Source organism: Paenibacillus sp. FSL H7-0357 (genome assembly GCF_000758525.1).
Taxonomy (GTDB): Bacteria; Bacillota; Bacilli; order Paenibacillales; family Paenibacillaceae; genus Paenibacillus_AQ.
Window position 1 is genome coordinate 368489 of the sequence record NZ_CP009241.1, and the last position, 23138, is coordinate 391626.

General features: G+C 51.0%; 23 protein-coding genes. 21 read left to right on the forward strand and 2 right to left on the reverse strand.

Annotated elements, in window-relative coordinates:
• Positions 1-85: 85 nt before the first annotated feature.
• The 20 genes from yfcE (at position 86) to H70357_RS01755 (ending at position 18888) form a co-directional block, all read left to right on the forward strand.
• The gene (yfcE, locus tag H70357_RS01660; RefSeq protein ID WP_038585025.1) at positions 86-628 is read left to right on the forward strand and encodes a phosphodiesterase; all 543 of its coding nucleotides are present in this window, start codon (positions 86-88) and stop codon (positions 626-628) included.
• Between the two features lie 111 nt (positions 629-739).
• Complete coding sequence (locus tag H70357_RS01665) at positions 740-1768, forward strand: agmatine deiminase family protein (protein WP_038585028.1); 1029 nt, start codon at positions 740-742, stop codon at positions 1766-1768.
• A 25-nt stretch (positions 1769-1793) separates the two neighbouring features.
• Positions 1794-2669, forward strand: coding sequence for an N-carbamoylputrescine amidase (gene aguB, locus H70357_RS01670; RefSeq protein ID WP_038585030.1), 876 nt, complete (start codon positions 1794-1796; stop codon positions 2667-2669).
• Positions 2670-2923: 254 nt separating this feature from the next.
• Positions 2924-3739 (forward strand): transporter substrate-binding domain-containing protein, encoded by an 816-nt coding sequence (locus H70357_RS01675; protein ID WP_038585032.1) that lies wholly within the window; start codon positions 2924-2926, stop codon positions 3737-3739.
• 92 nt (positions 3740-3831) lie between these two features.
• Positions 3832-4479, forward strand: a complete 648-nt coding sequence (locus tag H70357_RS01680; RefSeq protein WP_038585035.1) for an amino acid ABC transporter permease — start codon at positions 3832-3834, stop codon at positions 4477-4479.
• 15 nt (positions 4480-4494) lie between these two features.
• Positions 4495-5217 (forward strand): amino acid ABC transporter ATP-binding protein, encoded by a 723-nt coding sequence (locus tag H70357_RS01685; RefSeq protein ID WP_038598375.1) that lies wholly within the window; start codon positions 4495-4497, stop codon positions 5215-5217.
• Between the two features lie 155 nt (positions 5218-5372).
• The gene (locus tag H70357_RS01690; protein WP_038585038.1) at positions 5373-5819 is read left to right on the forward strand and encodes a tellurite resistance TerB family protein; all 447 of its coding nucleotides are present in this window, start codon (positions 5373-5375) and stop codon (positions 5817-5819) included.
• A 123-nt stretch (positions 5820-5942) separates the two neighbouring features.
• Positions 5943-6539: a TerD family protein gene (locus tag H70357_RS01695; RefSeq protein WP_038585041.1), complete on the forward strand. Its 597-nt coding sequence runs from the start codon at positions 5943-5945 to the stop codon at positions 6537-6539.
• A gap of 30 nt (positions 6540-6569) precedes the next feature.
• Positions 6570-7145 carry a TerD family protein gene (locus tag H70357_RS01700; RefSeq protein ID WP_038585044.1) on the forward strand — a complete coding sequence of 192 codons (576 nt, stop codon included), beginning with the start codon at positions 6570-6572 and terminating at the stop codon, positions 7143-7145.
• A gap of 68 nt (positions 7146-7213) precedes the next feature.
• Positions 7214-7795, forward strand: a complete 582-nt coding sequence (locus H70357_RS01705; protein ID WP_038585047.1) for a TerD family protein — start codon at positions 7214-7216, stop codon at positions 7793-7795.
• An 81-nt stretch (positions 7796-7876) separates the two neighbouring features.
• Positions 7877-9181 (forward strand): TerD family protein, encoded by a 1305-nt coding sequence (locus tag H70357_RS01710; protein ID WP_038585050.1) that lies wholly within the window; start codon positions 7877-7879, stop codon positions 9179-9181.
• A gap of 27 nt (positions 9182-9208) precedes the next feature.
• Positions 9209-9961 carry a TerC family protein gene (locus H70357_RS01715; RefSeq protein WP_038585053.1) on the forward strand — a complete coding sequence of 251 codons (753 nt, stop codon included), beginning with the start codon at positions 9209-9211 and terminating at the stop codon, positions 9959-9961.
• 213 nt (positions 9962-10174) lie between these two features.
• Positions 10175-11383, forward strand: a complete 1209-nt coding sequence (locus H70357_RS01720; protein WP_052091755.1) for an HpcH/HpaI aldolase/citrate lyase family protein — start codon at positions 10175-10177, stop codon at positions 11381-11383.
• 76 nt (positions 11384-11459) lie between these two features.
• A complete protein-coding gene (locus H70357_RS01725; RefSeq protein ID WP_052092412.1) occupies positions 11460-12773 on the forward strand; it encodes a phosphoribosyltransferase family protein in 1314 nt (437 codons plus the stop codon).
• Entirely contained in the window at positions 12757-13917 is a 1161-nt protein-coding gene (locus H70357_RS01730) for a cysteine protease StiP family protein (protein ID WP_038585056.1), read from the forward strand. The genes H70357_RS01725 and H70357_RS01730 overlap by 17 nt, the downstream gene beginning before the upstream one ends.
• Positions 13914-14747: an HAD family hydrolase gene (locus H70357_RS01735; protein ID WP_038585059.1), complete on the forward strand. Its 834-nt coding sequence runs from the start codon at positions 13914-13916 to the stop codon at positions 14745-14747. The genes H70357_RS01730 and H70357_RS01735 overlap by 4 nt, the downstream gene beginning before the upstream one ends.
• Entirely contained in the window at positions 14744-15799 is a 1056-nt protein-coding gene (locus H70357_RS01740; protein ID WP_038585061.1) for an ATP-grasp domain-containing protein, read from the forward strand. The genes H70357_RS01735 and H70357_RS01740 overlap by 4 nt, the downstream gene beginning before the upstream one ends.
• Before the next feature lie 34 nt (positions 15800-15833).
• Positions 15834-16544 carry a hypothetical protein gene (locus tag H70357_RS01745; RefSeq protein ID WP_052092413.1) on the forward strand — a complete coding sequence of 237 codons (711 nt, stop codon included), beginning with the start codon at positions 15834-15836 and terminating at the stop codon, positions 16542-16544.
• Between the two features lie 11 nt (positions 16545-16555).
• On the forward strand, positions 16556-17656 hold the full coding sequence (locus tag H70357_RS01750) for a toxic anion resistance protein (RefSeq protein ID WP_038585067.1): 1101 nt from the start codon (positions 16556-16558) through the stop codon (positions 17654-17656).
• Positions 17657-18090: 434 nt separating this feature from the next.
• Complete coding sequence (locus H70357_RS01755; RefSeq protein WP_038585070.1) at positions 18091-18888, forward strand: formate/nitrite transporter family protein; 798 nt, start codon at positions 18091-18093, stop codon at positions 18886-18888.
• 97 nt (positions 18889-18985) lie between these two features.
• Here the strand turns inward: H70357_RS01755 and H70357_RS01760 are convergent, their stop codons facing one another.
• On the reverse strand, positions 18986-19420 hold the full coding sequence (locus H70357_RS01760) for a rhodanese-like domain-containing protein (RefSeq protein WP_038585072.1): 435 nt from the start codon (positions 19418-19420) through the stop codon (positions 18986-18988).
• A 119-nt stretch (positions 19421-19539) separates the two neighbouring features.
• On the opposite strand from H70357_RS01760, the gene H70357_RS01765 reads away from it, so the two are divergent.
• Positions 19540-20412 carry a LysR family transcriptional regulator gene (locus H70357_RS01765; protein ID WP_038585074.1) on the forward strand — a complete coding sequence of 291 codons (873 nt, stop codon included), beginning with the start codon at positions 19540-19542 and terminating at the stop codon, positions 20410-20412.
• A gap of 133 nt (positions 20413-20545) precedes the next feature.
• Here H70357_RS01765 and H70357_RS01770 read toward each other — a convergent pair whose 3' ends face one another.
• Positions 20546-23017, reverse strand: coding sequence for a TPM domain-containing protein (locus H70357_RS01770; RefSeq protein ID WP_038585077.1), 2472 nt, complete (start codon positions 23015-23017; stop codon positions 20546-20548).
• Positions 23018-23138 lie beyond the last annotated feature (121 nt).

Genomic DNA, 23138 nt, shown 5'->3' on the forward strand with positions numbered 1-23138 from the left:
CGTTCGCTTTGCGTTCCGGGGCCAAGGAAAGTTAAGATAAAAGATAAGCTATTTAAACGGGTTGAACAGAAAGGGAGATTATACGATGAAGCTGATGTTTATTTCCGATATTCATGGATCGTTATTTTGGCTGGAGCAGGCTTTGGCAAAAGTAGAGGAGGAGCAGCCGCATACGCTAGTGATTCTGGGGGACTTCTTATATCACGGTCCGAGAAATCCGCTGCCGGACGGTTATAATCCCCAGGGAGTCGCAACGAAGCTTAACGCGTACGGGAAATCTCTGGTGGCTGTTAGAGGCAACTGCGATGCCGAGGTCGATCAGATGCTGCTGGAGTTCCCGATGATGGGGGATTATGTACTGATTCTCCACGAAGGCCGGAAGATCTATGCCACTCACGGGCATGGCTTCAGCATTGACCATTTGCCTGCACTTGCTGAAGGGGATGTATTTATCCAAGGACATACCCATCTGCCGGTAGCCGATATAAAAGAAGGCATCTATGTGCTGAATCCAGGCTCCATCTCGCTGCCAAAAGAGAATAACCCGAATTCCTACGGAATTCTTGAGAACGGGGAGTTCACGGTTAAAGATTTTACGGGCAACGTCGTTAAGCATCTCAAATTGTAGGGTGACCTTATTCTGCGCGGCATTGAGCGTAATGGCGGTTTATTGTATGATGGGTAAGGAGCTTTCAGGGATCTTCCCGCTTCAAATATAAACAGCAGAGGTAAACAACAAATGTATCCTAAAGATTTGAACTATACAATGCCGGCGGAATGGGGCAAGCATGAGCGGACCTTCATCTCCTGGCCGGTTCAGGCGTCCATGGTTTTTCCGGACAACCATAAATCCGTTTGTGACGGCTATGCTGAAATCATCCGTGCCATCGCTGAGTTCGAGCCGGTTACCGTAGTTGTCAATCCGGACGATCTGGGGATGGTAGAGGAACTAGAACTCGGGGCGAATGTAACGCTGCTGCCGATCCGGCATAATGACGCCTGGCTGCGTGATAACGGGCCGACGTTTGTTCTAGGTGAAGACGGCGTGCTCGCCGGTGTGAACTGGAAATTTAACGCCTGGGGCGGCAAATATTCGCCGTGGGATCTGGATGATGAGGTGGCTCCGCAAATTCTGGAGCAGCTGAAGATGAAACGTTTTGACGCACCGCTGGTAATGGAAGGCGGCTCTATCCATACCGATGGTGAAGGCACACTGATCACCACGGAGGAATGTCTGCTGAACACGAACCGCAATCCGGAGCTGGACCGGGCAGACATTGAGGAATATGTACGGAAATATACCGGCACCGAGTCGATCATCTGGCTGAAGCGCGGCCTCAGCGGTGACGAGACTGACGGCCATGTAGATAATATTGCCTGCTTCGCCGCTCCGGGCAAAGTCATCATTCAGGTCTGCGGCGACCCGCAGGATGAGAACTTCGGCATCACTCAGGAGAATCTCCGTATTCTGGAGAATGCGGTGGATGCCAAAGGCCGGAAGCTGGAGATTATCCAGATTCAGCAACCACCCCGCGTGGACTATGAGGACAGCCGCCTGACGCTTAGCTATTTGAATTTCTATTTCGTCAACGGCGGCATTATACTGCCGGTATTCGGCGGGACGGCTTCCGAGACAGATCAGCTGGCGGAGCAGAGTCTGGCTGCCTTGTTCCCGGACCGCAGAATCCGTAAGGTGAACGGTATGGCGGTCATCGGCGAAGGCGGAAACGTACACTGCACGACCCAACAGATGCCTGCCACAAAGTAATTTACTCGCTAGGGAGGACAGAAGCATGAGAAAAGTAAAAGTAGCCGCTACACAAATGAGCTGTTCCGGCGACATTGATGAGAATATTCGCAAGGCTGACAGTCTGGTCAGAGAAGCAGCGGCTCAAGGCGCGCAGATTATTTTGCTGCAGGAGCTGTTCGAAACCCCTTATTTCTGCCAGAAGGAGAAATCTGATTATTACGTCTACGCCACTGAGCTAGAGCAGAATAAAGCAGTGAATCATTTCAAGGCTGTAGCCAAAGAGCTGCAAGTCGTGCTGCCGATCAGTTTCTACGAGAAAAAGAACTATGCCCGTTACAACTCGCTGGCGGTAATTGATGCCGACGGCACGGTGCTGGGCAAATACCGCAAGAGCCATATTCCTGACGGTCCCGGCTATGAAGAGAAATTCTATTTCAATCCGGGGGATACCGGGTTTAAGGTATGGAATACCCGCTATGCCAAGATCGGTGTCGGCGTCTGCTGGGACCAGTGGTACCCGGAAGCCGCCAGAGTCATGAGTCTAATGGGCGCGGAGATTCTGTTCTATCCGACAGCCATCGGTTCGGAACCGCAGGACGGATCCATTGATTCCAAAGATCACTGGCAGACCTGCATGCTGGGCCATGCGGCGGCGAATTTGATTCCTGTCGTGGCCTCCAACCGGATCGGCGAGGAAATTGATGAGGATTCCAGCATTAACTTCTACGGCTCCTCGTTCATTGCCGGCCCGCAGGGCAACAAAATCGTCGAAGCCGGGCGGGATGAGCAGACGGTACTGGTCAGCGAATTCGATCTGGATGCGTTGGAAGTGGGCCGGATTGAGTGGGGCATTTTCCGTGACCGCCGTCCGGAGCTGTACAGAATGATATCTTCGTATGATGGGGACTTAACCTTTTAAGGAATAATCGAACAGAAGTATATAACATGGAATAAGAGGGCACTGCCAGGGAGAATCATGATCTCTTGGCCGTGTCTTTTTTGCCCTTATGGCATGTTCATGGGAGATATGGGACTGTGTCTAGCGATAAATGTTACAATCTATGAATTTAGTGTTATATAACATTACATAATGGAGAAAAGTTAATTGTCATCACCACTGTGATCTGTTAAAATCTACTTAAGTATTTTACAAAATGAGTGGGGGATTGGAAAATGGGGATCAGAAAAAAGTGGGCAATGTCAGCTTTGGTGGCATTTTTGGTCTTGTCTATGGTGGGCTGTGGTTCCAACAATAACGCCAAAAGCGGAGATGCGGCAGAAGAGTCGATCAAATTCGCAAGTGACGCCAGCTACGCGCCAATGGAGTATATGGACACGGACACCATCAAGGGCTTTGACATTGATTTCATCAAGGCAGTTATGGAAGAAGCGGGTATCGATTATACAGTGACTAATACGGGATGGGACACGATGCTTTCCAGTGTGAAGCAGGGCACGGAATATCAGGCAGGTCTATCCTCGGTATCCATTACGGACGAACGCAAGGAAACCTATGACTACTCTATCCCCTACTTTGAATCCACTAATATGATTATGGTTAAAGAGGGCAGTGACATTAAGAATGCGCTGGACCTGAAAGATAAAACCGTAGCGGTACAAGGGGCTACAACGGCCGATGATCTGATGAGCGGGATTATGGGTGTCGACAACACCAAACTGAGACGTTTTGAAAGCAATGCGGTAGCGCTGATGGAACTGAAAGGCGGCGGAGCCGACGCGGTTGTGGCTGATATCGCTATTGTGAATGAATACATTAAGAACAATCCGAAAGAGAAAGTAACGGGCATCCTCGATAAGGAGAACTTTGGTTCCGAATATTACGGCATTCTATATCCTAAGGGTAGCGAGTGGAAAGCCAAACTGGATCCGGCAATCAAAGCTGTTATAGAGAACGGAAAGTATGCCGAGATCTACAAAACCTGGTTCGGGGAAGAACCGGATACAGCCACTCTTCTTAGCGCGGAGTAAGCAAGCAGGGAGACAATAAAGCGTGCGTAATGATTGCTATTGCGCATGCTTCTTTTTTTGAAATTTAGAGCAGAAGAGAAGGGAAGAATTCTATGGACTTCAGATTCGACATCATCGTTCATTATTTGCCGGTCTTACTGAAGGGAACGCTATTCACAATTGGAGTATCTATTGTATCTATTCTTTGCGGCTCGATCCTGGGCTTGGGGATGGGCTTTGGCAAAATGGCTCCGAAATGGTATTTCCGCTGGCCGTTCCATTCCTATATTAACTTCTTTCGTGGCACACCGCTGTATGTACAGATCCTGATCGTGCATTTTGGGGTAATTCCACTTTTTTACGGCACGACCAACGTCCTGATGACCTCATTTGTCGCACTTTCGCTGAATTCTGCCGCCTATTCCGCCGAGATTTTTCGTGCCGGTATCCAGTCGATCGATCCTGGGCAGCGGGAAGCCGCGTTGTCGCTTGGAATGAGCAAATGGCAGGCGATGCGTTTTATCATTCTGCCGCAGGCGATCAAACGGATGGTTCCGGCGTTCGGGAATGAATTTATTGTCCTGGTTAAGGATTCCTCCTTGCTTGCGCTTATTGCCGCCCCGGAGATTATGTATTGGAGCAATACGATGAAAGGCCAATACTTGCGGATATGGGAGCCTTATTTGACCGCTGCCTTTATCTATTTCATTCTTACCTATTCACTCAGCAAGCTGCTCAATTATATTGAACGGAAGGTGTAACCTTATATGGAGCCTATTATTTCGGTACGACATTTACATAAATCATTCGGTGCCCATCAGGTGCTGAGCGATATTAACGTGGATATCTACGGCCGGGAGGTTGTGGTGGTAATCGGGCCTTCGGGTTCGGGAAAATCGACCTTTTTACGCTGCCTTAATCTGCTGGAGGAGCCGCAAGAGGGCGATGTTATCATTGAAGGAACTTCCTTGATGGCCAAAAGCACAAGAATTAACGATATCCGTACAGAGGTCGGCATGGTGTTTCAGCAATTTAATCTGTTTCCGCACAAGAAGGTCATTGAGAACATTATGCTGGCCCCGATGCAGGTCCGTAAATGGCCTGCGGACAAAGCGCGGCAGAAGGCGCTGGAACTGCTGCAAAAGGTCGGCTTAAGCGAGAAGGCGGAGATGTATCCGGCATCCCTGTCGGGCGGGCAGGCCCAGCGGGTCGCAATTGCCAGGGCGCTGGCGATGGAACCGAAGATTATGCTCTTCGATGAGCCGACATCGGCGCTGGACCCGGAAATGGTCGGTGAGGTGCTGGCGGTAATGAAGGATTTGGCCCGCGAAGGTATGACTATGGTTGTAGTCACGCATGAGATGGGTTTTGCGCGCGAAGTAGGCGATCGTGTCTTGTTTATGGAACAGGGCGTGGTGGTTGAGGAAGGTATTCCGGAACAGTTGTTTGGCAATCCTTCACATGAACGAACTAAGGGATTTTTGTCGAAAGTACTGTGAAATTGTGGCAAACTAGAATATTGTTTTTCTATCGGTTATATTAGAATAGTAAACTTACGGATCGACAAATACTAAGAATATCTGTCGAATAGAAGGAGAGGAGGCTCTGGGATATCTTTATTTATCATACTCTATAATGATAGAAGGAGAATACGATGAGCACATTTAAAAATTGGTTGAATACAACAAAGAGCGGGTTAACGGAACAAGTTAAGAAATTTAAAAATAAAGATTTCATGAACGCGGTAGTTGCAGGCTGCGCGCTGGTTGCGGCGGCTGATGGCAAGATTGAAGAAACCGAAAAGAACAAAATGGCGGGGTATATGAATCTCAGCAATGAACTCAAAGTGTTTGACATGAGAGATGTCATTGCCCAGTTCAATTTCTACGTAAGCAATTTTGAGTTTTCCCCGGAGATCGGCAAACAGGAAGCACTCAAAGCTATTGCTAAATTCAGCAGCAAGCCGGAAGTTGGACGCGTAATTGTTGGTGTGTGTTCGGCTATCGGTGCAGCAGACGGTGATTTTGATGAGCATGAGAAAGCGGTTGTGCGGAATATCTGCAGTGTACTGGGATTAAGCCCAAGCGAATTCAGTCTCTAAAACAGGAACAAATATCCATTAACCGGATGAAACGGATTGGGTTTTTTACCGTATGAGTGGTATAACATCCAAAATGCTAGACTTACAGGCTGTGATTCTTTTCGGAAACGGAGGTACGTAAAGTTGGCTGGAATTAATTTGGTAAAAGGACAGAAGATTGATTTAACTAAAGGAAATGCCGGGCTGGCTAACGTTATTGTAGGTTTGGGCTGGGACCCTGCCGAACCTGCCCGCGGGTTCTTCGGTGCGAAGAAACAGGCGAATGTGGACTGCGACGCTTCGGCGCTGCTGCTGAGCGAGAATGGTAAGCTGACCAGCAAAATGAATTTGGTATGCTTTCACAACAAGCAGAATCCGAACAATTCCGTTGTTCATTCCGGGGATAACCTGACGGGTGATGGTGACGGGGACGATGAACAAATCAATGTCAATCTGAAGGCAATCCCTTCCGATGTGCACAAGGTACTTGTAGTAGTTAACATTTATGATGCCGTGAACCGCAAACAGGATTTCGGCATGATCAAATCGGCGTATATCCGCATTATCAATGCTGCCGGAAATGCCGAGCTGATCCGGTTTAATCTGACCGACAATTACACAGGCTTTACGGCGCTGATCTGTGGAGAGCTTTACCGGCACGGCGAAGAATGGAAATTTGCCGCAATCGGTGAAGGTGCCCATGCCGCACATATCAATCAATTGGCTGAACGATACATTTAAATCTAATTTCGGAAAGAAGGTTTAATAACTATGGCAATTAATTTATCCAAAGGGCAAAAGATCGATTTGACTAAAAGCAATCCGGGATTGTCCAAAATCAAAGTCGGCCTCGGTTGGGATACCAACAAATACGATGGCGGCAAGGATTTTGACCTCGACGTTTCCGTCTTTCTGACAAATGCTGCAGGTAAAGTTGGGAAAGAAAGCAACTTCATCTTCTTCAACAATAAGCAGAATGAGAATGCTTCCGTTGTTCATGCCGGCGATAACCGTACCGGTGAAGGTGATGGCGATGATGAAGTGATTGAAGTGGATCTGAAGAACATCCCTGCAGATGTTGAGAAGGTTGCTTTTACCATTACCATTTATGAAGCGGAGTCCAGAAGCCAGAACTTTGGACAAGTATCGCGTTCTTATGTGCGTATCGTCAACGAGGAGAACAATGAGGAGCTGATCCGCTTCGACCTTGGTGAAGATTTCTCCGTTGAAACGGGCGTGGTAGTTGGTGAACTGTACCGTCACGGCGCAGAGTGGAAATTTAATGCTATCGGCGCAGGCTACAAAGACGGTCTTGCCGGTCTGACACGCGATTACGGACTGCAATAAAATTTACTGCAGCCAACCTAGACATCTAGACCTTAGATGAAACCATTCACGAAAGAGGGTTGATGCCAGTGACGATCAGTCTTTCTAAAGGACAACGGATCGATCTTACCAAGACTAATCCGGGTCTGACGAAGGTAGTGGTGGGACTCGGCTGGGATACGAACAAATACAGTGGCGGCAAGGATTTTGACCTGGATGCTTCAGCGTTCCTGCTGCATGAAGACGGCAAAGCCAAAGGGGCGGACGACTTTGTATTCTACAATAATCCGACTGGCGGTGCAGGCTCCTTAACCTATACGGGGGATAACCGTACAGGAGAAGGCGACGGGGATGACGAGCAGATCATTGTTGATTTCAGCAAAGTTCCTGCACATATTCAGCGTATCGGGATCACGGTAACGATCTATGATTGTGATGCACGGGCACAGAACTTTGGACAGGTGTCCAATGCATTTGTTCGTGTCGTGGACGCTTCCAGCGATCGTGAAGTGCTGCGATATGATTTGGGTGAAGATTTCTCAACGGAGACTGCTGTTGTATTCTGTGAATTCTACCGGCATGGTGCCGATTGGAAATTCCAGGCGATTGGAAGCGGATTTGCCGGCGGCCTAAGTGCTCTATGCAGAAACTATGGACTGGACGCGCAATAACAGCTTCAAAGGCTTGAAAGGCGGGATCTCATCGATCCTGCCCTTTTTATACTCTTATCCATTTACAAAGGTGGCTTAAGAATGAATATTGAAGTGGTTAAAGGCCAGAAGGCAGACCTGACCAAAGCAAATCCCGGGCTTCGCTCTATTATCGTGGAGATTGGCTGGCAGGCTCCGTCCTCTATGGAAATTGATGCCTCTGCATTTTTGCTTGGAGAACAAGCCAAAGTGCGCAGCGATGAAGATCTGATCTTTTACAACAATCCATCTACGGCGTACATCAGATATAAGGATGTAGCCGGTACCAAATCAAGCGGTCTTAAACACTTTGAAATCGAGCTGGATACCATTCCTGCTCAGACGATGAGGATTGCATTTGCAATTACACTGTACGATGGCGAAAACCGCAATCAAATGTTCGGGCAGATGAGCGAGGCCCATTGCCGGATTCTGGATCGGGCGACGGGTATGGAGATTTTGCGCTGTAATCTTGAAAATCATTTCTCTGTGGAAACAGCTGTTGTAGTAGGAGAATTATATAGATATAGCGGTGAGTGGAAATTCAGTGCTATTGTGGCTGGATTTAACGGCGGACTTAAAGCCTTGTGCGCTAACTATGGAATTGAGGTCGAAGATGATCCGGTTCCTGAACTCCGTGAACCGCAGAAAGGTCCTGCACCGGAATTGGCACGGCCATCCGTACCGCCTGTGCAAGAATCCCGGAGTATCCCGCCGGCTGTACCGCCTGCACCACCGAAGATTGAAGAGGCTTCTGCGCCGCCTCTGAATCTCAACCTCAAGAAGATTGAGCTGAAGAAAAAGGGCGATTCCATAAATTTGAAGAAATCAGCTGCCGGTCTTGGAGAAGTGCTCATCAATCTGAATTGGAATCAGAAGCAAGGCGGTGGGTTGTTCAGCCGTAAAGGGGGCGTGGATTTGGATCTCGCTTGCCTGTACGAGTTGAAGAATGGCCGCAAAGGAGTCGTTCAAGCGCTGGGAAATGCTTTCGGAAATCTTCAGCAGCCGCCTTATGTGGTGCTCGATGGCGATGACCGGACAGGCACCGTAACATCCGGCGAGAACTTGCGTATAAACGGAAGTAAGCTTGCGGAAATAGAACGAATTTTAATCTTTTCATTTATTTACAAGGGGGTTACGCACTGGTCTGAAGCCGATGGAGTCGTCACCATCACTCAGGCTGGGGGTCCGGAGATTATTGTGAATCTGGACGAGCATAACAACCGGAAAGGCATGTGCGCTATTGCATTGATCCGGAACGTAGGCGATACATTCAGCATTGAACGGCTTGTGCAATATTTCAGCGGCCATCAGGAGATGGATCAGGCCTATGGCTGGGGACTGCGCTGGGTAGCGGGCAGTAAATAATTTAATTTTTCCGGAGGCGCAAGCAAAATGGATTGGTTCAGTGATTTTTTTAGAAGTATCAGCGAGAATTATGGGCACTTTTTCTCTTGGAGCGACATTGTAGGAACGCTCTCTGACCCGGTCAGCTGGGGGATTATCGGGAGCTTGATTTTGCTCGAAGGGCTGCTATCGGCAGATAATGCGCTTGTGCTTGCGGTAATGGTTAAGCATTTGCCGAAAGAACAGCAGAAGAAGGCGTTGTTTTACGGGATATTGGGAGCTTACCTCTTTAGATTCCTGGCGATCGGACTAGGGACATTCCTGATTAAATTTACGCTCGTCAAAGTCCTTGGGGCATTATATCTCTTTTATATCGCTTATAAAGGATTATTCAAGCGAAATGAATCCGGCGAAGGTGAAGAAGGGAAAGAACATAAAGGCACCTCTTTCTGGAAAACTGTACTGCTGGTTGAATTGATGGATATTGCGTTCAGTATTGACAGTGTGGTAGCTGCCTTCGGGTTGAGCGACAAAGTCTGGGTTCTTTTCTTGGGCGGTATCCTCGGCGTGCTGATGATGCGCGGTGTGGCGCAGGTGTTCCTGAAGCTCATTGCCAAGTTCCCTGAACTGGAGCAGACGGCGTTCCTGTTGATTGCCCTGATTGCAGGCAAAATGCTTGCTGGAGCGTTCGGATTTGAAATGCCGCATTTCATTTTCTTCACCATTCTGATTGCGGTCTTTGTGGGAACCATTCTGTACAGTTCCGGAAAGAAAAAGAAAGAAATGAACAGAAACGCGTAATTTCAAGGTTTCATAGGATAAAGAGGACCATCACAGGGAAGGTGAGACTCCCTTTTATCCCGGGTAATCGTATATGGAATAGCATGGCCTTTGCTTGTATTTGAGAGAGCCGGAAGCCGTCCCCGAGAGGACGGCATAGCCGGTTCTGCAGCTCTCTATAAGGAGAGGCTATTTGTTTTGCTCCGCTTTGCAAAACTATAAGGGGGAAGGCCTTTGAGATACTTCGATTACCTGACGCAAGAGCAAGAAACGTCATTATTCTACTCTCCGCCTGTTTCATTTAACCATACTACAAGCAAGGAACTGCTGGCTTACGCTGTTGGGGCTGCCCTCTATATGCCGGCAACCCGGTCCACTGTGGCTGAGGATATTCTGAAGCTCAGAGCTGCGGGGCTGGTGACGGTCATAATTGATCTGGAGGATGCGATAGGCGATGGAGAGGTTGATTACGCTGAAGAGTCAGTGGTAAGGCATCTTTCCTTTCTGTCGGCTTATGCCGAGAATGAGCCTGATCCCGGAAATAGTCTTCCCCTGCTATTTATCCGCGTCCGCAATCCGGAGCAGCTGCAGAAGCTGATTTTCCGGCTGGGATCGTTTATTACAATGCTCACTGGTTTTGTCTTCCCCAAGTTCTCAGTGGACAATGGTGTGGAGTACTTTGAGGCGATTGCCGATTATAACAGCTCACGCGGCTATCTTGCCCCTGTGCTGTATGGCATGCCGATTCTGGAAAGCGCCCCGATTATTTACCGGGAGACCCGGACGGACAGCTTGCTGGCCATACGTAACTTGCTTGGCGATTACCGTGATTATGTGCTGAATGTCCGAATCGGAGCGACTGATTTCTCCAGTCTGTTTGGATTGCGCCGCAGTCCGGATATCAGCATTTATGATTTGATGCCGATCCGCGACTGTATATCGGACATTATTAATGTCTTCGGCCGGGTGGAAGAGGGCTATGTCATTTCAGGACCGGTCTGGGAGTATTTTGCCGGCAAAAGACAGCAGGGGCTCCGCCCGCAGTTGCGTCAGACTGCCTTTGAGGATGCCTTCGGCAGGCAGGGCCGGGAGATGCAGCACAATTATAATTCCAGCGCCATGGACGGCTTGATCCGTGAAGTGATTCTGGATAAAGAAAACGGGATTGTCGGCAAGACGATTATTCATCCTTCCCATCTAAGACCCGTGCAGGCCATGTATACAGTGATGCATGAGGAATATGTGGATGCACTAAGCATTGTAGAGAGTAACGATGGCAGCCGTGGAGTGTTCAAGAGCGAATACTACAACAAAATGAATGAAATTAAGCCGCATCTGAACTGGGCAAGACGTATTTTACTACGATCTCAAATATACGGGGTGTTACATGAACAACAGCATTTTACCTTACTTCTACCCGAGAACGAATATACACACGTTTAATATCGTCCAGAACCTGCAGGTTACGGTAACCGAAACATCCAACCCCTTTGATATGCCGGTTGAAGCTTTATTCTCCATGGCTGCACGGATCAATAAAAAGCGTTCCTTTCTCTTTGTCAGCAAGGTGCTCGGCAAGCATATTCCAGTAATGCCCTATACGCCACTGCTTAGCGGAGCTGCGCTAGGGCTGCTTTTATACCGGGAAATGAACGGCGGGGCTAAGGCTGCCGCCAACGAGCCGATGGACAAGCTGCTGGATGCGGCGGTTCACGGCCTCATTCATCCCCTCCAGGCAGAGGAGGCCTACCATGAGCTGCTGGCCGCGCAGCTGGTGCTTCCGCAGCCGGTCGTTTTTGTAGGTTTTGCCGAGACTGCTACGGCGCTGGGTCATAGCATGTACAACATTTTTGCCGGAGGCGCGTCATATATTCATACCACCCGTGAAGACATCCCGGAGATGGCGTCAATTATCAGCTTTGAAGAAGAGCATTCTCATGCGGTTGATCATCTCTGTTATGCCCTGGACGCCGCCCTTTTGTCTGGAGAAGAGCCGATTGTGCTCGTAGATGACGAAATTACGACCGGTAATACGGCGATCAACACGATCCGGGATATCCAGTCCAAGTTCCCGCGCAAGGAATACGTAGTAGCTTCCCTGCTGGATTGGAGAAGCGAAGGGCATATTCAGGCTTACCGTGATCTGGAGCAGGAGCTCGGGATTCAGATTAAGGCGTTGTCTCTGCTGCAGGGTTGTATTGAAGTGAAGGGGACGCCTGTGCTGGATGCCGAAGCCGGTAAAGGACAGGCGAAGCCCGCCCGTGAGGCGCCTGTTGTGACTACATATATCCGGGACGGATTGGAGCGGCTGGCAGTAAGCTCTACCGACTCACGCGGGGAAATCAACACTTCGCCGTATCTGAAGCTTAGCGGCCGCTTCGGCCTTAGCTCAGAGGATAATGTCTGGATCGACAAGGGTGCAGCACAGGTGGCGGCGCAGCTTCGCGAACTGCGCGAGAGCCCCTATGCCCTGGTGATGGGTGTCGGTGAATTTATGTATCTGCCTATGCGGATTGCGGCCGAAATGGGGGAAGGGGTTGCCTATCAGTCATCTACCCGCAGCCCGATTCATCCGGATCGCCGGCCGGATTATGGCGTGCATAGCGCGGCTGCTTATCCATCGCCCACAGACACGGGGATTACGAATTATATCTACAATGTGGACCCCGGCCAATATGGTGATATTTTCGTGCTGCTGGAGCGGGATGTACCCCATAGACGGATTGAGCCGATGATGGATATTTTGAAGGGACTGGCCGGCAACAAGGTGCATCTGATTGTACTGGGTCCTGAACTGGAAGTGGAGGTGCCCGCTGATGAAGGGAACGGATAGCGGAGAAACGATCATGAGCAAAAGAATAGCCCCTCCGGTTCCGCTTGGCAGCTATCCTCCATCAGATGTTCGTTTTCTGCTTAAGGATCTCAGCAATGTCTCCCTGGAGCTGGGTACGGCGGAGCGGGAGAAAGCCATCCAGTCCGGGGTGAGCTATTCGGAGATGCTTCCTGTGGAGTACCAGCCGACGGAGCCGTATATTGCATTGTTTCAGGAGACACTCCGGCACTCTGCGGTAAAGGTCGCACAGGCGGTTGCGGTTGTCTCCGAGCTGATCGTATCCCGGCGGGGGACAGACCATACGGTGCTGGTCTCCTTGGCCAGAGCGGGAACGCCGATTGGCGTACTGATTAAACGCTATATTGCCGAACGGTACGGCGTGGATCTGCCGCACTACAGCATCTCGATTATCCGCGGCAAAGGCATGGATGAGAACGCAATTCTCTACATGCTGCAGCAGCATGGTGCGGATGCCAATCTGCAGTTTATTGACGGCTGGACGGGCAAAGGCGCAATCACCCAGGTGCTTATTGAATCCTGTGCCGATTTCTATAAGAAATACGGGATTGCGCTGAATGACGATCTGGCTGTACTTGCGGATCCGGGAAGCTGTTCGCAGACCTTCGGGACCAGGGAAGATTATCTGATCCCAAGTGCCTGCTTGAATTCGACGGTGTCGGGACTCATAAGCCGTACAGTGCTGCGGGAGGATCTGATCGGCCCGGAGGAGTTCCATGGTGCGAAGTTCTATAGGGAATGGCTGGACAGTGACCTCTCCAATGTGTTTATCGAAGCGATTACACCCCATTTCGCTTCCGTAACCGCGGATGCTGCGGCAATCGCTGCAGGCATGCTGAAAGCGCCGCCGGAGATTACCTGGCAGGGAATGCGTGATGTCCAGAATATTCAGGAGACGTTCGGCATTGATAACATCAATCTGGTCAAGCCGGGCGTGGGAGAGACGACGCGTGTGCTGCTGCGCAGAGTACCCTGGAAAATTCTTGTCGATACTATGGATAACCCGAATCTGCGCCACATTCTGCTGTTGGCGGAGGAGCGGGGGGTTCCGGTAGAAGTGTATCCCGGGCTTACCTATTCCTGCTGCGGAATTATCCAGCCGCTGAAAGGAGGGGAAAGCGATTGATTTACGCCAGCGATTTAGACCGTACCCTGATCTATTCCCTGGGCGCGCTGCTTGTTCCGGAGGATTCACCGGGACTGGTGCCGGCTGAAATTATTGACGGCAAAACGGTCTCCTATATTTCACACGCAGCACTGCAACGCTTGAAGGAACTCACCGCGAGCATCATCTTCATGCCAGTGACTACGCGGACCATTGCGGAGTATAAGCGGATCAACCTGTTCCAGGAGACGATTATTCCGGATTATGCCGTCACCAGCAACGGTGGCAACATTCTGGTTCGCGGAGTGGTAGATCAGCAGTGGCGGGCATTGATCGGCAGGCTGGTGGAACGCAATTCAGCTGCCGCCGAAGAAGTGGGAAAGCTTGTACGATCAGTGGTTCGTCCGGAATGGATTATCAACGAACGTTATTGCGATGAGCTGTTCTATACATTTATGGTGTACCGCGATCTCCTGCCCCTGGATGAGATTAACCATCTGGCAGAACGTCTGCTTGGGCTGGGCTGGAAGGTTTCTTTGCAGGGCCGTAAGCTGTATGTAGTGCCGGAGGCTGTGAACAAAAGCGATGCGATTGTTCATGTGCGCCGCACGGTTCATTCGGAGCCGATGGTTGCTTCGGGGGATTCCCTGCTGGACAAATGTCTGCTGGAAAGCGCGGATTATGCCATTGCCCCGAGGCATGGGGAAATATTTGCCGAGCAGCAGGCCACTCTAGTAGAATTGAACTATCCTTTTACAGAGCTGTCGGGCGTCCATGCCGGGGAAGAAATCATGCAGTATGTTCAGAAGATTTATAACAATCTAACGACATTGGGAGTTGGGCCGCAATGAAAAAGGTAAATATTTATTTCAACCGCTGGTTCTCCGTGGCTTTTCATTATATGAATCTCATACGGAATAATGAGGACGGCATTCCTGTTCAAATCTTTGCTACCCACCCCGATATCCGGCATATGTCGCTGCAAGGCGCTGACGTTGCAGGAACTGAACCTGCTCTGGAAGGGATCGAATACGTGCAGTTCTGTGTTGATTTCTGCCGCCGCAATGAGATTGATATCTTCATCCCGCGTCTGCATATGATGGATATCGCCCTGCATGCTGCAATGTTCGATGCCATCGGCACGAAAGTGCTGGTCTGCCGTGATTTGGACCTGCTGGAGATGATTCTGGATAAAGGCAAGTTCTATAGCAAAGTTAAGGATAGCGGAATAATGGAAATTCCCGATTATCATGTTGTTGATACAGCGGAACAATTCAAGGCGGCTTACGAGGATCTTGTGGCCAAAGGGCATGAGGTCTGCTTCAAGCCTACCGAAACAGAAGGCGGACTTGGCTTTCGTATCATTAATAACAGCCGCAGCCCTATAGAGGAGCTCTTTGGTTATGTGACGCAGCATATTTCGTTTGATGAGGCTTACCGCGTCCTTTCCGGAGTGGATTCGTTTCCCGCCCTGATGGTTATGGAGCTTCTGGAAGGGTATGAGTACAGTATCGACTGTCTGGCGGACGAGAACGGCAGGCTGCTTGCCGCCGTGCCGCGCCGCAAGGACAACGGGCGGCTACGGGTTATGGAGCATATTCCCGAACTGGAGAATATTGCGAAGCGTGTCGCCGAAACCTATCAGATCCCTTATAATTACAATATACAAATGAAATACGGCGGCGGAGTTCCCAAGCTGTTGGAGATTAACCCCCGGATGTCCGGCGGGCTGCATGTTTCTTGTCTGACTGGTATCAACTTCCCTTATCTGGCGGTTAAAAGCGCGCTGGGCGGCGAGGTTCAGCCTGCCGAGTTCGCCGGTGATATACTGGCCAGCCATATAGAGCAGCCTATGATTATGAGAATACACGATGAATCCGCTATTACGGATTCCGTGAATTGAGTGTGATTTCACACGCTCACAAGAGGTGAGGACAATTTATTCGAAATCAAAAGTATTGTTGTATGCAGGAGCCGGCTATGTTGTGGCTCTGCTGACGAGCGCTTTCCTGCCGGAGCTGCTCTCTCTGCTGTTCCCGGTTGCCGGAGCTGCCATCGGGCTGCTTGGAGGCAAGCGCACACGAACTAACCTGCCGGCGGAGGTACTCCCGGCCGGGCAGGAGCCGGCAGCGATCGCCCCGGCTTCTGCTGCGGGCAGTCCTGAAGTGATCCGGGCTGCACCCGCAGGATCGGAAACCGGTGCACCACATTCCTTGTCCGGCAGAGGACATACTGAGATCAGGATCGGAGCGGAATTCGCCCCGGTGGTGGAGTATCTCGGCATTCTGGAGGATATGATTATTTCGGAAGGCCAGAAGGATACGCTCGACAATGAAATTGTTGAGAAATCACTGGCACTGATCGCCAGGCTCCAGCGGGTCATTCCGCTGCTTCAGGAGCTGGGCAACGGTGAGATCAACCACACGGTCCGCAGATTGGTGCTGAAGGACCTGAACGGGGTCATCAATCCTTTCCTGCGGCTGGGCGGTGAGGCCAAAACAAAAAATCGGAGAATGCTGCTGAACGGTCTGCGGGATGTCGATTCCAAAATTACGGAGATCGCCTCTACGATCGAGCATAAAGACCTGATGGAACTTCAGACCAAGGCGGAACTGATTCATCAGCGGTACAGCAGTTCCGAATTATAGGAGGGAAACCCATGTCCACGCAGTTGATAGAGCTCAAAAAAGAAGATGAGCAGAAGGTAGTTGCAGAAGCTTCCCAATTAATTGAGAAGGTAGCCAAGACCGATACCGTTGCACTGGATTCCTTAATGGATGACATCGGCAAGCTTGGGGTGAAGACGCAGGAAAAAGCGGGACAAACCCTGAAACTGCTGGATCGGCCGGTCAATGATCTGATGTCCGGCAAACGCGTCGAAGTGCCGAATATGATTATGAAGCTGCGCAATGAATGCGAGAATCTGCAGCAGAGCAAAAATGTCAGCTTTTTCGGCAAAATGCTGCGCAAGAGTCCGCTCAAGAATTATGTCTACAAATATCAGTCCGTACGCACCAATATCGATGCCATCGTGACCGGCCTGCGGGACGGACGTGATACGCTTGAAGAGAGCATTGTCAACATGCGGCAGCTGAAACGCACCTCCATGGACGAAATCTACAACCTGCAGACCAAGATTGCCTTTGGCAACAAGCTGAAGGAGCTGTTCGAGGTGGAAATCGCCAAACCGGAGAATGAATTCCGCAAGGCTTATCTGGAGCGGGGGCTGCGCAAGGTCATGGTGCGGATCCAGTCCATGACCGAGATGATCCTGCTCTATAATCAGGCTATTGCTGCTACGGATATCATCAATGACAACAATGATAAGCTGATTGATTCGGTCAACAATGCGATTGACAAGACGTCAAATCTGATCACTGTATCCGCGATGATTGCAATGTCCCTGGCCGATCAGGAAAATGTCATTTCCGCCGTGGAAGCGACGAACAAGACGATTGAGGACCAGTTCAAGGAGAATGCGCGTCTGCTGCGCACCACGACTGAGAAGACGACAGAGCTGCTGTCCAAGCCTTCCATGTCGCTGGAGGCAGTGAATCAGGCCATCGGCGATCTGCTCAGTGCCTTGGATACCTCCGAGCAGTCCAACCGCCGGATTATCGAAAGCTGCCAGGATTATACGTCCAAAATGACGACAATCAACACGCAGTTGAACAACCGTCTCGGGCTGAACGAAGCCTCGCAGCCGCAAGCGCTGAAGCAAGCCGGCAGCGACAGCGAGCTGAGCAGCTTCTTGAACTGACACCTTGTCCGAATATAGATAAATAGCTATTTTGTTCTAGCCTGCTGGATGGTTCAGCGGGCTTTTTTGTGCGCATAGCGGTTCAGCCTCGGGTATTAGCAGCTTAAGGAGCATTCATAATAGAGCACTCCCCTACATAAGTTGTCACTAAGGCAACATATGGAGGAAGTGAGGAACTGCGGATGATTCTGGGATGCCTGATATTTGTGCTTATTGTCGTAGCCAGCAGCGAAAAGGCAGAAGCCATTGCCAAGCTGAATGATCCGGATGACGGCAGCTAGCACTGCGGCAACGGATTCTCACTAAAGAAAATTTGTAATATATTGACGCTCTGTGATTCAAGCAATTTCCAGCGGTTTATTGGGTATAATACCCCAGGAGGCTGTATCAGCCTGCCATCATCGCGGAAAATACAAGTATTAAGCGGAGGTCATATGGAGAACGAGGCACTGCTGCAGGTTGAGAAATTGGCACTGAAGAAACAGAAGATTTATCGGCAAAGCATATTGCGTTATATCGCCAGAGCAATGCTGGCTAGTATGTTTATCGGATTCGGCGTAATTGTAGCGTTCAAGACGGGCAACTTCTTCTACATGGAGCAGTCACCGATGACCTATCCGATGGCTGCGATTACGTTTGGCGCGGCCATCATCCTGATCTCCTACGGCGGAGGCGATTTGTTCACCGGGGATACATTTTATTACACGTATGCTGCCTTAAGACGCAAGATGCAGTGGACCGAAGTTGTGCGGATGTGGACCGTCAGCTATCTTGGCAATATTCTTGGAGCTGCGGCCTTTGCGCTGCTGATTTTTTTGACCGGACTGTTCTACGATTCCAGCGTCAACGGTTTTCTGCTGAATGTGGTCGCCCATAAGATGGAGGCTCCGGCGTCTGAGCTGTTCTTCAGAGCCATCCTGTGTAACTGGCTGGTCTGTCTGGCGTTTTTTGTTCCGATGTCAATGAAAAGCGACGGGGCCAAAATGTTCGCCATGGTCCTGTTCGTATTCTGCTTCTTTATTTCCGGATATGAACACAGTATAGCCAATATGTGTACCTTTGCGATTGCACTGGTGCTGGATCATCCCGGTACGATATCTTGGGGCGGTGTGGTGCACAATCTGGTGCCTGTCACCATCGGGAATCTGATTGGCGGCGGTGTATTGATGGGTGTAATGTATTACTATGTGAACAAGCCGTTTCTGGACGAGGAGCACGATGATAAGCATTAAGCTATAAAAGAGTATTCAAGCGTAAACAGGCTTGCATCCAAACGAAAGAGACTCCGCTTCCTGCCGGAAGCGGAGTCTCTTTCGTATAAACTGCTGCTTACATGGGCGGCATTGTCCAGTAAAGAGGCGCTTCTTCACGGAGTGTGCCTTCCAGCGGCCCGCCTTCCTTACGCCAATACTCGATGCCTCCCAGCATCTCCTTCACCTGATAGCCCTGGGCGGCCAGTCTTGCTGCCGCTTTGCTGGCACCATTACAGGCAGGGCCCCAGCAGTAGAGCACCAGCACTTCGCCGGAAGATACTGCAGGATCTTTGCCGGAAGGCCATGAAAGGGCACCGGGCAGATGGGCCTCCTCGTAGGAGCGGGTATCGCGGACATCTATCAGCTTGAAGCCGGATATCCCCTCACGAAGATCAAAGGCGACATCTGCAACATCAGTTTCAAAGGAAGCTTTGGCTGTGAAATAGTGAACGGCTTCCGCTGGTGTCGCTACTGGAGCAGCCAGGATTTGTGATTTGGGTTTTCTATTCATAGGCGGCATCTCCTTTAGATCGCTGGGATTGGATTTATTATATAACGCGATTATAATTGTAGTTATCTATAGTATTTAATGATAAATATCGAAATTATTAATAGTTCAGGAGATAAGGGATGGAATTAACCTATTTGCGTACCTTTTGCGAGGTGGTGTCCTGCGGAAGCTATACTCGGGCGGCAGAGAAGCTGGGCTATGCCCAACCCAGCGTAACTGCCCAGATCGCCAAGCTTGAAGAGCTCTATGGTGCGGTCCTCTTGGAACGCTCGGGCAGAGGGATGATTCCCACCTTTGCGGGACACAGTCTGATTCCGTATGCCCGGCAGATGCTTGCGCTGAGTGAAGAGGCGAAAGGGGCGGTTTCCGGTGGGGATAAGGGCGTGATGACCATCGGTGCAATTGAGACACTGGCGGCCTATTATCTGCCGCATCGGCTGTATCGTTACAGAGAGCGTTATCCCGGCATGCAGCTTCGTGTGCAACCCGGCTCTGAGGAACGGATTATTGCAGACGTCATGGATAAATCGGTCGATTTCGGACTGATCTTTGATGTTCCTTTTGATTCTGAGGAGCTCATCTCGCTGCAACTTCGGAAGGAGCAGTTGTTCGTGATTACTCACCCGGAACATCCCTTGGCGAAGAGGCAGGAAGTCACCCCGTTGGCCCTGGAAGGGGAACCACTTGTATTAACGGAAGACACTTGTACCTACCGGAGGCTGCTGCTGCATGAGCTGAGGCAGTCTGGAGTGATTCCCAGAATTGACATGGAGTTCGGAAATCTGGAGGGAATCAAGCAGGCGGTGAGGCACCGGTGGGGGACGGCTTTTCTGCCCCATTATGCTGTGGAGGAGGAACTTCGGAGCGGCTCGCTGCGGGGGATGTCTTTGACCGGGGAGCAAGAGGGCTTTTACATTCAGCTGATTTATCGTAAAGACCGCAGACTTTCTTTGGCATTCGGCGATTTTATTGCAGAAATGCAGAAGCAGTAGCAGAAGTGATAGAAGTGATAACAAAGCGCCCTCCAGCCAGAATATTGGCTGGAGGGCGCTTGATTTTGGAGGACAGCCGGCAAGCTGGAGCTGTCTGCTGTCCCAGAGAAGGAGCCTCCCTACCGGGTGTTCCTTACCATTTGGAGCCGCCGGAAGATCTTCCACCCGACTTGCCGCCGCCCCAGGAGGAGCCGCCGGAGGAGCGGCTGCTGCTGCCCCAGGAGGAACCACCGGAAGAACGGCTGCCGCCGCCCGAGGAAGAGCCGCCGGAGGAACGGCTGCCTCCGCCCGAAGAAGATCCGCCTGACGGGCGACTTCCGCCGCCTCTGCCCGAGGAAGGCGGGCCGGAGGACATACGCTTGCGGGCTTGTTCTCTCCGCTGCTGTTCGCGCATCCTGGCTAACTGCGCCGCGCGCTCCTCGGCATCCTTCTGGCGTACAAGCTGGGTTACACTTTCAACATAGGAAGTGATCCGCGAAACATAGGCATGGGCAAGAGTCTCGAGCTCATAAAGGTCGTAGGGCTGGGAAACAAGCCGCTGTTCCAGCTCCATGTATTCAGGCAGTGAGGTGAGCTCGAAGCGGTTTCTGGAGGACAGCCCTCTGCTCCGCAGAAGCTCCTGCGCTCTATCTACACGTCCTTCACCTTCCTGAAAGAGCTGATTCACAGTATTGAGCCGTTCATCGAGTTCTTCCAGGCACTGCGTGATACGGTCAAACCCCCGCGAGGTTTCTTCCTGCAGTGTGAGCAGCCGGTCCAGGCCGCTGCGTGCGTTGTCATATTCACCGCGCGCATCACTGGTCCAGGTCTCGATCTGCGGCACCTCTCCTGCACCTTGCCGCAAGCGTGCCCCTGATTCCTCAAGCATATCTTGAAGACTGCTGGTATGATGCTCAGCAAAACGGGTTCCTGCTGCAGCAATTTGGCTCTGCAATGCGTTGCGCCGCTGGGAGAGACTGCTCCAGTTGCTGCGTATCGTCTCCAGATCTCTAAGATTGTTCTGGCGGACCAGGGCCTGACGCTCGGTCATGGAGAAGGCCTCAGTGATCAGCGCATCCATGCTTGCGGCAATTTTGCGCACCTCATCCATGTCGCCGCTGCGCAGAGGCGCTTCAAGCGATGCCGCCGCGGCCCGGGCCTGTTCCAGATTGTCGTAAGGCTTGACCTTCATATTGTGCAGACTGTTTTGTTCGATCAGGCCGGCAATTTTGTTCCGGGCTGCGGCCAGCTCAGCGGGGAATTGCTTCACCTTCTCATCGAAGATGTCGACATCGCGCAAATCGCGTTCAATACTCTCCTGGCGCTCCTGAGCATCCTCAGTAATATCCTGAGCGGCAATGGGATCAAAGAGCTCAAGTTGATCTGCCTTGGCCGTCTCCTCTGCCAGTTCTTTGAGGTCCTCGGCAATCTCCTGAAGCTCATACCCAGTCTCCTTGACGGCGCTTTGCAACTGCTCCTCAAGTTCGGGAGCATCCTTCTTTAGTTCTGTAATATGCTGTTTGACGTTGCGGTCGGCATCGCTGATCACAGTGATATTCTTCTCTTCCTCTTCAAGTGACGAGCGGTAGGAGGCCTCAGTCTGCTGAAGCTGTGCGATGGCCGACTTGAGTGCGTTAAGACGGTAAAAAGAAAGCTGTGCAGCTTGTTCCGCATTTTGCAGCGCGGAAATTTCCACGAGCTGTGCAGACAGCCGTTTGGAAATCCCCTCGACCATTTCCCCGGTTTTGCCTTGAACGATGCCCTGAAACGGCTGCAGTGACTCCAGTGCACGGTTCGCCCGTACCAGCAAATCGGCTAATTGCTCCTGCTGGCGGTTAAGCTGCTTGCGCCGGCGCAGTCCCGTAATCAGTACGAACAGAATAAGTCCAACGGTAATGGCTCCAATGACAATGGCGGCGATGACTGGCGAGGGGAGCGTGGAGTGGTCCCCGGCAGCAGCAGAGTTGCCCGCATTGTCAGAACCGCCTGGGTAAGCACTGTCTTGGCTGCCTGGCGATTGGCTCCCGCTATTGCCGCTTTGGCTTCCGCTTGTCCCTGCGGAGCCGCCGGTGGTTCCGCCAGTATCACTTGAAGTGGCGCTGTCGGAAGATCCGGCAGCACTTCCGCTACCGGAATTCTGCGGACCGCTGATTGAGCGCAGCTCCTCCATTAATGTGATGATCGCCCCTGCAAAGTCACCGTTACCAGCAGAAGGAATGAAATAAGAGTCGATCATGCCGATGATGGCGGAGGTTCCTGTGGCCCCTCCTTCGCTTTGCGACCAGCGGTCCAGAGCGCTTTGCAGTCCCGGATTATCGAAAATCATTTCGACCTGCCGGTCTCCGGCGGAGATCAGCAGGAGAATATCCCGGGTGGTCAGCTTCCAGGCGGTGAATACCTCATCTGCATAATCGCCTGATGCTGCCCCGTCCAGAGAATCTACGGTTAACACATGGAAGGTGTAGCTGTCTCCCGCTGCAGCTTGGGCAACAGTTGCCGCCTCCTGCGTCGAGAGCAGGCCGGCTTCATCGGTAACCAGTCCCTGCTGAGCGGGAATCGCTGCCGCATAGATACTTGGCATCCATAGCAGGCTGATGATCAGGAACAAGGAAATATATTTTTTCAAACTGGCACGCTCCGATCTATAGGACTATTGTTCAGTATATTATGCTGATTATTATACTATATCATTAAACATCCTAAGCTTTGCAGATGCACTTTTAAGCAATTAATGGCCCTTTTGCAGC

Bases quoted from the DNA above. Each gene is read 5' to 3' on its own strand.
- yfcE (WP_038585025.1), top strand. From the start codon at position 86: ATGAAGCTGATGTTTATTTCCGATATTCATGGATCGTTATTTTGGCTG.
- H70357_RS01665 (WP_038585028.1), top strand. From the start codon at position 740: ATGTATCCTAAAGATTTGAACTATACAATGCCGGCGGAATGGGGCAAG.
- aguB (WP_038585030.1), top strand. From the start codon at position 1,794: ATGAGAAAAGTAAAAGTAGCCGCTACACAAATGAGCTGTTCCGGCGAC.
- H70357_RS01675 (WP_038585032.1), top strand. From the start codon at position 2,924: ATGGGGATCAGAAAAAAGTGGGCAATGTCAGCTTTGGTGGCATTTTTG.
- H70357_RS01680 (WP_038585035.1), top strand. From the start codon at position 3,832: ATGGACTTCAGATTCGACATCATCGTTCATTATTTGCCGGTCTTACTG.
- H70357_RS01690 (WP_038585038.1), top strand. From the start codon at position 5,373: ATGAGCACATTTAAAAATTGGTTGAATACAACAAAGAGCGGGTTAACG.
- H70357_RS01700 (WP_038585044.1), top strand. From the start codon at position 6,570: ATGGCAATTAATTTATCCAAAGGGCAAAAGATCGATTTGACTAAAAGC.
- H70357_RS01710 (WP_038585050.1), top strand. From the start codon at position 7,877: ATGAATATTGAAGTGGTTAAAGGCCAGAAGGCAGACCTGACCAAAGCA.
- H70357_RS01715 (WP_038585053.1), top strand. From the start codon at position 9,209: ATGGATTGGTTCAGTGATTTTTTTAGAAGTATCAGCGAGAATTATGGG.
- H70357_RS01725 (WP_052092412.1), top strand. From the start codon at position 11,460: ATGGCTGCACGGATCAATAAAAAGCGTTCCTTTCTCTTTGTCAGCAAG.
- H70357_RS01730 (WP_038585056.1), top strand. From the start codon at position 12,757: ATGAAGGGAACGGATAGCGGAGAAACGATCATGAGCAAAAGAATAGCC.
- H70357_RS01740 (WP_038585061.1), top strand. From the start codon at position 14,744: ATGAAAAAGGTAAATATTTATTTCAACCGCTGGTTCTCCGTGGCTTTT.
- H70357_RS01750 (WP_038585067.1), top strand. From the start codon at position 16,556: ATGTCCACGCAGTTGATAGAGCTCAAAAAAGAAGATGAGCAGAAGGTA.
- H70357_RS01755 (WP_038585070.1), top strand. From the start codon at position 18,091: ATGGAGAACGAGGCACTGCTGCAGGTTGAGAAATTGGCACTGAAGAAA.
- H70357_RS01760 (WP_038585072.1), bottom strand. From the start codon at position 19,420: ATGAATAGAAAACCCAAATCACAAATCCTGGCTGCTCCAGTAGCGACA.
- H70357_RS01765 (WP_038585074.1), top strand. From the start codon at position 19,540: ATGGAATTAACCTATTTGCGTACCTTTTGCGAGGTGGTGTCCTGCGGA.